Source organism: Candidatus Aegiribacteria sp. (assembly GCA_021108435.1).
Lineage (GTDB): Bacteria > Fermentibacterota > Fermentibacteria > Fermentibacterales > JCC-6 > Aegiribacteria.
The window spans coordinates 1-10,851 of sequence record JAIOQY010000110.1; the positions used below are offsets into that span (position 1 = coordinate 1).

Annotated in this window: 11 protein-coding genes; 8 read left to right on the forward strand and 3 right to left on the reverse strand. The window is 46.3% G+C overall.

All coding sequences use genetic code 11. The features are described from left to right. Positions 1-56: 56 nt before the first annotated feature. The 3 genes from K8R76_06415 to K8R76_06425 all read right to left on the reverse strand — a co-directional run bounded on the left by K8R76_06415 (position 57) and on the right by K8R76_06425 (position 2,882). Entirely contained in the window at positions 57-329 is a 273-nt protein-coding gene (locus K8R76_06415; protein ID MCD4847806.1) for a hypothetical protein, read from the reverse strand. A gap of 122 nt (positions 330-451) precedes the next feature. Beyond that, positions 452-781 carry a VanZ family protein gene (locus K8R76_06420; GenBank protein ID MCD4847807.1) on the reverse strand — a complete coding sequence of 110 codons (330 nt, stop codon included), beginning with the start codon at positions 779-781 and terminating at the stop codon, positions 452-454. Positions 782-833: 52 nt separating this feature from the next. Continuing rightward, positions 834-2,882 (reverse strand): diguanylate cyclase, encoded by a 2,049-nt coding sequence (locus K8R76_06425; protein ID MCD4847808.1) that lies wholly within the window; start codon positions 2,880-2,882, stop codon positions 834-836. A 311-nt stretch (positions 2,883-3,193) separates the two neighbouring features. Between K8R76_06425 and rho the strand changes: the two genes are divergently transcribed. From rho to K8R76_06465, 8 genes are all read left to right on the forward strand, one after another. Further along, a complete protein-coding gene (rho, locus tag K8R76_06430) occupies positions 3,194-4,474 on the forward strand; it encodes a transcription termination factor Rho (GenBank protein MCD4847809.1) in 1,281 nt (426 codons plus the stop codon). A 36-nt stretch (positions 4,475-4,510) separates the two neighbouring features. Next, positions 4,511-4,729, forward strand: coding sequence for a 50S ribosomal protein L31 (gene rpmE / locus K8R76_06435; protein MCD4847810.1), 219 nt, complete (start codon positions 4,511-4,513; stop codon positions 4,727-4,729). A 74-nt stretch (positions 4,730-4,803) separates the two neighbouring features. Beyond that, positions 4,804-5,826, forward strand: a complete 1,023-nt coding sequence (locus K8R76_06440) for a DUF1385 domain-containing protein (GenBank protein ID MCD4847811.1) — start codon at positions 4,804-4,806, stop codon at positions 5,824-5,826. After that, on the forward strand, positions 5,823-6,899 hold the full coding sequence (gene prfA, locus K8R76_06445; protein MCD4847812.1) for a peptide chain release factor 1: 1,077 nt from the start codon (positions 5,823-5,825) through the stop codon (positions 6,897-6,899). Before K8R76_06440 ends, prfA begins: the two co-directional genes overlap by 4 nt. 35 nt (positions 6,900-6,934) lie before the next feature. Next, entirely contained in the window at positions 6,935-7,747 is an 813-nt protein-coding gene (gene prmC / locus K8R76_06450; protein MCD4847813.1) for a peptide chain release factor N(5)-glutamine methyltransferase, read from the forward strand. 101 nt (positions 7,748-7,848) lie between these two features. Continuing rightward, on the forward strand, positions 7,849-8,979 hold the full coding sequence (gene ispG / locus K8R76_06455; protein MCD4847814.1) for a flavodoxin-dependent (E)-4-hydroxy-3-methylbut-2-enyl-diphosphate synthase: 1,131 nt from the start codon (positions 7,849-7,851) through the stop codon (positions 8,977-8,979). Next, positions 8,945-10,372, forward strand: a complete 1,428-nt coding sequence (glnA, locus tag K8R76_06460; GenBank protein ID MCD4847815.1) for a type I glutamate--ammonia ligase — start codon at positions 8,945-8,947, stop codon at positions 10,370-10,372. Before ispG ends, glnA begins: the two co-directional genes overlap by 35 nt. Positions 10,373-10,387: 15 nt before the next feature. Further along, positions 10,388-10,851: 6-bladed beta-propeller (locus tag K8R76_06465; GenBank protein ID MCD4847816.1), on the forward strand; the 464-nt coding region annotated here is incomplete at its 3' end.

Sequence of the window (10,851 nt, forward strand, 5' to 3'; positions counted from 1 at the left end):
AGGCAAATCATCAGAGCTAATACTATTGTACGCTTCATTGTTTTCCCCTTTCCCTGCTATCGGCTTCCGCCGCCGAGTGAATAGTATTCCTGTGTAAGTTCAGCAAGTTCCACTTCAAGTGCAACAATCTCTTCAAGTTCTTCAACGATATGACCGGGTAGAGTTGCAAGTTCTTCCTCAAGGCCATCTGCTTTGGCCTCTGCAGCCAGAGCTGCGGCTCGGGCATCGTCTCTTGCCTGAAGTTCTGCGGCGCTTGGGCCGCATGCTGCTAACAGCAGAGACACTGTCAGGAGTCCAAGAAGGAACAATTTTGTTCTCGTCTTGAGCATACCTGGCACCTCCTCTCGATTCGGTTGGTTTTTCTTACTGGCGCAAATATACAAATAATATTTTCCATATACTCGCACGGTTATCCACTAACTATGAAATCTTAACGAATACATGTCATATGTCAAGAAGAATAATCTCTATAGTAGAACAAATATAAGTAAATCAGGAGACATATAACCATACCCACGATATCAGCCAGGAAATCACCTGCAGAACAGTCTCTTCCTGGAACATAACTTTGATGTATCTCATCGAGAAGAGCCCATAAACTCCCTGCAGCGAACAGAAGGGGCAGTGGATGAAAACCTCTGCATAGATCCTTATTCAGAAGAAGTGCAGCGAAAAGTAGAAAAAATTCGACTGCATGAAGTGCTTTATCCTGCATAGGGAAAAGTGGAGGTATTATTTCGATTGAAGGCTGGTGACTCAGATAAAAAATGACAGACAGCATAAACAGAAGAGAACCTCTTCTCGCTAACATGTGAACCGTTTGCCAGGTTTTCTCAGTCACTCTGCGCCGTATTCGTAAGAGTAACTTTGTGAACCTGACAGTTACCACATCCTGTTTTAGAGACATCTTCAGCGATCTTTTCCGCTTCACCGGTCAGTTGCTGAACCTTCCTGTTCACATGTGTGTAACAGCCGCCAATTGATGCTGTAATTGATATCTGAGTATCCGATGTGCGGGATATATACCGCCACGAAAGAGCATCAGCCACTCTCTGGCTCAGGGCTTCCATTTCCGCTCTCTCTGCTTTTGGAATGCATGCCGCAAAACTGTCCGGACCGGTTCTGGAAATAAGTATTTCATCAGAAAAGCAATTTCTGAAGCGAGTAGCAGCTTCCTTCAGAACTTTATCTCCTTCACTGTAGCCGTGGTTCCTGTTGATTAACTCGAACTCATCGATATCTGCAACAAGCACCCCAATTGACCATCCGTATGTCTGAACTCTTTTTGCCATCTCGTGCAGATGTCTGTCAAAGAGTGTAATTCCCGGAAGCCCGGTCAGAGTATCACGGCCGGAAATATTTCTGAATCTGTTTCTGAAATCTGCCAGTTCATCAGTCAGAGCAAGCAATCCCGCAGCAGCAAGAATGATACTCTCATGATACTGATCGAAAGCCTTATCATCCTCGTGCTCAACAATGATAACAGCAAACACTTCGTTATCACGCATAGCGGGAACGCCCATGCAGCTGCCCACTCGGAGGTTAAGATCCCCTTCGCTTGAGAAGGAACTGACGTTTCTTTCTCCGTGCTTTATTCCGGAGCGCTTGCAGGGGACACGATTTTTTACTATCCATCCCGCCAACCCTTCACTGATTGAAGAAACTCTCTTCCTCCGCCATCTGGCGAGAGGACCTCTTGAAACCCATACACGGATCTCTTTGTTTTCCACATTCACATCAGCAATCGATACTGTTGAATCCGGGATGATCTCTGAGAGCAGGCTTGCGATTCCCTGAACCGATGCGTCCAGAGAGTCCATCCCGGAATGGGAAACCAGTCTAGCCATCCAGCTGCCGTTCTCGGTAGGTAGAGAATCGATTCCAGTATTCAACACATTCATGTTCAGCGCTTCAGCCGCATTCTCAAGATTCCGGATAGCTGCTGAAGATGGTTTATCACCATAAAAATCCTGAAGCAGAAAACCGGCTGGATTATCTGCCTTGCCAAGGCGGCAAATGACTATCCAGAAGAATTTTTCATCTTTCAGTGTGGTAAGGCGGTACGGTGCAAGCTCAGAACGTTCAGCATATGAACCTGCTTTGATTGATACAGGTTCGTTGCTATTCCTGAGGATTCTGAGAAGTCTGTGATTTGCGGGTAACATATATCTGTCAATAACTGAATTATCTCTAGCCACAAAGTTTTCCAACCTGTAAAATCCATCATCATGCTGAATAAACAGACATGTGGAATCCGCACTGGAATTCCTTTGAATGATAGTCAGCAGTGGATAGGATAGAATTGTTCCTGTTTTCGAGGATATGTTATCGGTCTCTTCCTCCTTTTTTCTCCCGAATGAAAAGGCCTCATTCAGGAACAGTTCCTTTTCAGCCAACCAGTCAGCAACCAGACCAAAAAGAAACGGGACAAGAAGAGCCTTCAGGGCGGGCAGGAGTAATGGGATAAGTTTTGTGAGCAGCGATCCCTCTCCGGACCAGATAGAAGCATTCAGTAAGGCGAAAGCTTCTACAAATCCTATAAGCAGACCAAGTTCAGTTGCTTCCACTCCGGTTGGGGACAGGGACACCCACATCAGAAAAAGAAGATATCCTGAATAGAAAAGACTGCTGCTTCCACCTGTGAACTGTACACTTATCATTATTCCAACGCAAACCCAGTAGATGATTAATCTGTCAGAAGATCTTCGTGATTTCTTTTGCGAAGTTACTGCAAGAGCGGCAGATAGCAGAAAAATGCCTGCAGCAATAAGAACAAAGGTCAAATCATCCTCACTTGAGTTGCTGTGAAGCAGTCTGCCGGATGCTATAATAAGCACTACTGCCACCAGCACGCTGAAGCCCGCTATTCTCAAGGTTCTCAAAACAGCTGTTTCTCCAGTCTGTTGATTCAGATAAATGGATATGATTTTAAGGTTGTCCGTTAATACAACTATGTATAATACTACATCGGTCGTCCCCCCGAATCTGTAAAGGGGTTGACGATTGAACGGACATTTCAGATTATTTGCATGCTTATCTGATGTACTCGCTGAGTAATCCAGTTAAATTTCTCGACGGGAAATCTTTTTAGACTTATAGGATGCAGAAATTCTCATGTGTATTAAGTGTCAGCAGAGAATTTGGCACTGTCACTGTATATATTCATTTGTAAAACCCGAATTGAAGAGGATTTATGAACCAAAAACCTCAACACGACTACTCGCTTGCCGAACTGGAAAAGAAGACACTCGTTGACCTTCAGTCATTAGCCAGAGAGAAGAAAGTCGAAAAAGTATCAGGGACAAGAAAAAGTGATCTCATAAGAAAGCTTCTTGAGAATAAGACTGAGCGAAACGGACTGGAGTACTCAACGGGTGTTCTGGAAGTACTCTCTGAGGGATACGGATTTCTCAGATCAAATGAAGGTTGCTATCTTCCGAGTTCAACGGATATTTATGTGTCACCATCTCAAATTAAACGATTTTCGCTGAGTACAGGTGACACAATATCAGGTCAGGTAAGGAAACCCAAGGACGGCGAAAAATACTTTGCTCTGCTGAGAATTGAGAGTGTTAACGGTAGAAGCCTTGAAGAATTGAAACACAGACCTGCTTTCGACACACTGGTTCCCTATTATCCCGAATCAAGGTTTATTCTTGAAACCAATGCTGAGAATATAGCGGGACGGGTTCTTGATTTACTGGCTCCGATAGGAAAAGGGCAGAGAGCTCTTGTAGTTTCCCCTCCGAGAGCTGGAAAGACAATGCTTCTACAGAGTATTGCAAACAGCATTTCCGCTAATTCTCCTGAAGCGAAACTGATGATTCTTCTGATTGATGAACGTCCTGAAGAAGTGACGGATATGAGAAGACACGTTCAGGGAGAAGTAATTGCCTCTACTTTCGATGAAGCCCCCAAAAGACATATTCAGGTTACAGATATGGTTCTTGCAAAGGCCAAGAGACTCGTTGAAAGTGGTTACGATGTTGTCATTCTCCTTGATTCGATAACAAGGCTGGCCAGAGCCAATAACCAGGTTATTCCACATTCAGGTAAAATTCTCTCTGGTGGAGTTGACTCTAACGCTCTTCAAAGACCTAAAAGGTTCTTTGGAGCTGCAAGGAACATTGTTGACGGCGGGAGCCTTACAATTATTGCTACAGCTCTTATTGATACCGGCAGCAGGATGGATGAAGTTATTTTCGAGGAGTTTAAGGGAACCGGAAACTCTGAAATAGTACTTGACAGGCGCCTTGCTGACAGACGGATATATCCGGCAATTGATATAACCAAGACAGGCACCAGGAAAGAAGAACTGCTGATTGAACCGAATGCTCTGTCCAGGGTTTGGATCATGCGGAAAATTCTGGTTGACATGAACCCGGTTGAAGCCATGGAAGTATTGAAGAAGCAGCTTTCTAAATACAAATCCAACAAACTGTTCCTTGACGCAATGGCTTCGATGTCTGAATAATACTGTGCATTTTGCTTATAACATGGAGGAAATAGATTGAGAAAAGATATTCATCCTGAATACAGAGAAGTCGTATTCACCTGTACATGTGGGAACAAGATAAAAACACGTTCTACAGGAAAAGACAAGAAATTTGACGTATGCTCTAATTGTCACCCGTTCTACACTGGAAAACAGAAACTTGTTGATTCAGCCGGAAGAGTTGACAAGTATCTGAAGAGGTATGGCAAGAAGACAGCAGACAGCGGTAACTAGTTTACGGTCCGATATAAGAAGGGGGGAGCTTTCCAGCTTCCCCCTTCGCTAATTTAATTGTATGGAGAACTGCAATGAAAGACCACGCTGAAAACACTGATTCTACCGATCACGAATCAAAAACGGGCGGGCAGGCTGTTATTGAGGGAGTGATGATGCGTTCTCCTTTTTCAACGGCGGTCGCCGTAAGGAAAACGGATGGATTGATCCTCGCACGAAGGCTCGACATGAAGCAGCTGAAGGATAGAAACCCGATCTGGAAAAAACCGGTTTTCAGAGGTGCTGCGATGCTGATCGATACGCTCCGTCTAGGCATGAAAGCTCTGAACTGGTCTGCTGAAATAGCTGAAGAGAAGCCGGATGAGAAAACCGGCAGCGAAAGAAGAAAAACCGATTGGGCAGGACCATTCCTTACAACAGCACTGGCTTTTCTGCTTGCGATGGTTCTGTTCGCCTGGCTTCCACTTCAGAGCAGTAAATGGATTCTTGAAAGCGGTGGCAGTATTTCCGCTACGCAGCAGTTTGGAATACACATGCTGGCTGGACTGTTCCGGCTTGCCGCTTTTCTCATATACCTCGGAGCAATATCACTGATGCCGGAAATAAGAAGATTATTCGTCTACCATGGATCTGAACACCAGACAATTCACGCATGGGAAAAAGGGCTTGAACCCCTGGTGGAGAAAGCAGTGGAACAAAGCCCCCTGCATCAGAGATGCGGAACCAGCTTTCTTCTTCTTGTTATGCTCGGTACAATTCTTTTCTACGGAATTTTCGATTCTCTTGTCGTTTTTGTTACAGGGACAAACCCTAACGCTCTGATAAGAATAATCTATCATCTACCCATGATTCCATTAGTAATGGGGCTCAGTTACGAACTTCTCAAGCTTGCTGACAGTCACCTGGAAACATCAGCCCTGGCCAGAGCGGTAACAGTACCCGGGCTTCTTCTGCAGAAGTTAACCACCCGAAAGGCCGGGAAGGAAGAAATCGAAGTAGCAGTGGCTTCATTGATGGTTTCTCTTGGCCGGAATCCCGGACCTTCCGTGACCATGTGGGAACAGGAGAGCGCCGATAATCCTGAGGGTAAGGAATGAAAGCGTCCGACAGAGAGTCATTAACCCTGAGGGTTCAGGAAATCGATGACAGTCTCTGCTCTCCTGACACCCTCAGAAATTCATCATTGATTCGCTCTCTTACGGAAGAAAGAGCCGGTCTTGCCAAAATACTGAATACGGTTGGTGAGATCGAAAAAACCGAATCCTCTATCAGGGAAATGAATGAGAGTCTTGGTGATGATGACGATGACATTGTTGCCATCGCGCGAATGGAACTGCCTGAGCTTGAAGCGAAATTACTGCAGCTTAATGAGAAGCTGAAACGGCTCCTTATTCCTCCCGATCCTAATGATCGAAGAGATGTTATGATAGAAATACGCTCCGGGACAGGTGGAGAGGAAGCAGCACTCTTTGCGGCTGACATTTTCAAGATGTACTCTTACTACGCTCAGAAGAAGGGCTGGTCTATTGAAATATTCAGCAGCAGCGGATCAGAAAGAGGGGGCTTCAAAGAAGTAATCTTTGCTGTCCGTGGCAGCGGTGTTTACAGCCGCATGAAATTTGAGGCTGGAGTTCACAGAGTTCAGCGCGTTCCGGAGACAGAGACATCAGGCCGAATACACACATCTGCATGTACCGTAGCAGTTCTTCCCGAAGCTGAGGAAGTGGAGATCGAAATCAACCCTGAAGATCTTCGAATAGATGTATACAGATCTTCAGGTCCGGGTGGTCAGAGTGTCAATACAACCGATTCAGCGGTCAGAATCACACATGAACCAACTGGCCTGGTGGTATCATGCCAGGATGAAAAGAGCCAGCATAAAAACAGGACAAAGGCTCTGAAAGTTCTGAGATCAAGGCTCTTCGCGTTAAAACAGGAAGAAGAAAGGGCTAAACGCGATGAAGTCCGAAAGGGTATGGTCGGATCTGGTGACCGGAGTGCCAAGATAAGAACTTATAACTTTCCTCAGGGACGATTCACCGATCATCGCATACACCTTTCACTTCACTCATTGAAGGCAATTCTTTCAGGTGAACTGGACCAGGTGATTGATCCTCTGACTGAAGCTGAGCAGGAAAGACTGCTCTCAGAAGTCTCCACCGGTTTCTGAACGAGATGCTGGTTCAGGATGCTTCCCGATGGGCCGTGAATGAACTCGCGAACCTTGAGTCTCCCCGACTGGAAGTTGACATTCTCCTCTGCCATCTGATGAAATGGGAAAGACATTCGCTCTATCTCCACTACTGCACTGAGCTGGACCCGGTAGACTTAGAGAGCTTTCAAAGAATGATAATCAGGCGGAGGAATCGCGAACCGCTTCAGCATATCACCGGGGTGATGGAATTCCTCGGGAAAGAATTCATCACAGGACCGGATGCTCTTGTACCGCGGCCTGAAACAGAAACACTCGCCGAACTCTTCATCGGGAGACTGCCTGCGAAACCCCGTCTTCTTCTTGATACGGGCACAGGTTCAGGAATTCTTGCCGCTTCTCTGGCTCTTAGATACCCGTCAGCTCTTGTAATTGGCTCTGACATAAGCCGTGCAGCGCTGACCATTGCGAAACACAATATGATTCGTCACGGAATTGATAATGTTGATCTGGTTGAGGCTGATCTTCTGAAGCCGTTCAGAACCGGAACTGCCCGATTCGATGGAATCATTGCGAATCTTCCATACATTCCCTCCACCGAAATAGATACCCTCGAGCCGGAAGTGTGCTTTGGAGATCCGCGGATTGCCCTCGATGGAGGTATTGATGGACTTGATCTTGTTCGAATTCTTCTTGAAGAAGTTCCTTACCTGCTGCAGAAGAATGGAGTACTTGCCCTGGAGCTTACTTCAAATCAGGTCCCCGCAGTTGCAGAACATATTTCAAATGATGACAACTGGTGCTGCGTGGAATGCGGGAACGATCTGACCGGCCGAAAGAGAGTAGTACTTGCCAATAGAACCTGAGCCAACTCATTCACAATATGATCATGAACTTGAGTTACAACCCTTTCTGAAGCATATTAGCCTTTTCAGACATAATAAGCATTCATCAGTCATAGAGGAATATGAACAACAGCATCAATAGAAGAGAAACAAGGCAGGTTAAGGTCGGTGATGTCGCCATCGGCGGCAAAGCATCTATATCCGTGCAGTCCATGACCACTGTTCCAACCAAAGACATACAGGCTGTTCTCAATCAAATAGGAAGACTGGCTCAGCTGGGTGTTGAGATTGTCCGTGTCGCGGTTCCGGACATGGATTCGGCAGAGGCTCTGGGAAAAATATTAGAATTATCACCCGTTCCTGTTGTAGCGGATATCCACTTTGATCCGGAACTGGCACTTGTCGCGCTTAAGTCCGGTATTCACAAACTCAGGCTGAATCCAGGTAACATCAGGAAGAAGCAGGATATTCGGTTAATTGCTGAAGAAGCCTCGAAATTGAGTGTGCCGATCAGAATAGGAGTTAACTCCGGCAGTATTCCAGGAGACCTCAGAGACAGGTACGGAGGAGTGAACAAAGAATCTATGTGGGCTTCCGCAAGAAGGCATCTGGATCTGCTGGAAGCTTCCGGCTTCAGAGATATCGTACTTTCTCTTAAATCCAGCGATCCCATGCTCACAGTGGCTGCCAACAGAATGGCATCGGCTGAATGTGATTATCCTCTGCATCTTGGAGTTACTGAAGCAGGCCCGCAGCTCACCGGAAGTGTAAGGAGTACGGTTGCCCTGACGCTTCTGCTTGCAGAGGGAATTGGCGATACCATCCGGATCTCACTGTCCGGAAATCCGGAAAAGGAACCAGCAGTAGCATGGGAAATTCTCTCATCTCTTGGAATACGGCAAAGATTTCCGCGGTTAGTGTGCTGTCCAACATGTGCCAGATCCCGAATTGATGTGGAGAAACTGGCTTTATCTGTTCAGCAGCATCTTACCGGAATTGAAGGAGATTTTACATTAGCTATCATGGGGTGCGAAGTTAACGGACCGGGAGAAGCTCGAGAGGCAGATATTGCACTGATTGGAACCCCCTCTGGAGTTCAGCTCTTTGTTGATGGAATAAATACTGGAGAACTTGAGATGTCTGATCTAGCCCGGCATCTTGACAAGGTTGTAGATTCATATATTCGAGAAAAACGTGGAACTTCAGGAGGATGTAACTGTGGTTGCAAAGAAAACAATTCAGATTCAACTTGAAAGACTTGCCGAGGAGCAGTTTGAAGAACTCGATGTGCGCTTCACAGATGCTCTGGGGAACTGGCGCCATGTCACTGTACCGGCTTCAGTCGTCGATGAGGAATTTTTTCGTCGGGGAATAGGTTTTGATGGATCTACATTAAAAGGCATGACCCTTACCGAGTCGGGAGATCTGATTCTTCAGCCAGATCCCAGAAGAGTTTTTGAGGATCCGTTTACAGCGAGAAAAACGCTTGTTGTATTCGCTGACATAATACACCCTGATACAGGTAATCCTTTCGCAAAGGATCCAAGAGGAGTAGCCCGGAAAGCAGCCGGTTATCTGAGATCATCAGGGATGGCGACAGACAGTTTCTGGGCACCGGAGTTCGAGTTCTACATTTTCGACGAGGTATCCTTCTGGATGGAGCCAGGTAACCAGGGTTACTGCCTGAGGAGCATTGAGGCACCTGAAAACTCGAGAAACCCGGATTCAAAAGGTTTTGTTCATTCAGGGGAATCAGGATACCACATGATGTATCCTGTTGACAGTCTACATGATATAAGATCTGAAATAGCGTTTCATATGCAGAAGGCAGGTATACAGATCAAGTACCACCATCATGAAGTCGGCAGAATGGGTCAGAGTGAGGTGGAAGTTAATTTCGCACCTTTCCTCAGCGCGGCTGACAATGTGATGCTGGGGAAACATATAATTCGCAACGTTGCCCTTAAACACGATCTATCCGCAACTTTCATGCCGAAACCGATTGAGGGAGAGCCTGGTTCAGGCATGCACTTTCATCTGTTCATGACAAAGAATATGAATAGGATTTTCTTCAATAAGGATGGGTACTGCAGTCTCAGTAAAACCGCTCTCAGCGCGATTGCCGGAATTCTTCATCATGCTCCTGCCATCTGCGCGTTTTCGAACGCTACCGTAAACAGTTACCGCAGGCTTGTACCAGGACAGGAAGCACCGGTTTACCGATTCTTCTCAGGCCCTAACAGAAGCGCTTCGATAAGAGTGCCGTCTTACGCGAGAACACCGGATTCAATGAGATTTGAATACAGGGTTCCTGATGGAAGTGGAAACCCATATCTATCTATGAGCGCAATACTTATGGCAGCGATTGACGGAATGAAAAAGAAAATGAATCCGCAGAAACTGGGATATGGTCCCATAGACGAAAATGTCTTCTCGAATGATTTTGACACCAGCGACCTTGCAATACTTCCGGCGACACTGGAAGAGGCTCTTGATGCACTTTCGGTAGACCGGGAGTTCCTGCAGGAAAATAATGTTTTTGCTCCCGAGTTGATAGATGATTACTTAAAGGTTAAGCGCGAAGAAGCGGCGAGTTTCTACGGAAGTCCGACTCCAAGAGAGCACTCGCTGTATTTCAGCCTTTAACAGAAAGGAAATTTCATGAAAAAACTGTTGACCCTTACATTCCTGATCCTGATGCTTGCGTGCGGGGCTCAGGAATCCCCATCGGAAGAAGTTGTTGACGAGCCGATAACCGCCACTGAAGAATATGTTCTTCCGGACGCGGATGTTTATATGACAATCACCGATTCCATCGGAGTAGAGCTTGGCGACAGCAACTATGTTTTTGGCAGCATAGCAGGAGTCAGCCTTACTCCGGAAAGTGATATAGCCGTACTTGACAGACAGAAAGCATGCGTCAGCCTTTTCTCTCCGGAGGGTGAGTTCATTGGACGAATCGGTCGAAAGGGCAGCGGTCCGGGAGAGTTTCTCCTTCCGGTAGGAATGGCTTTTTTCCCTGATGGCGGTCTGGTTGTTTCCGACGGTATGGGAGGCAAACTTATCTATTTCAACTCCGATCTGGAATATGAATCGGATTTATCGGGCTTTTATCCTTCTCCACC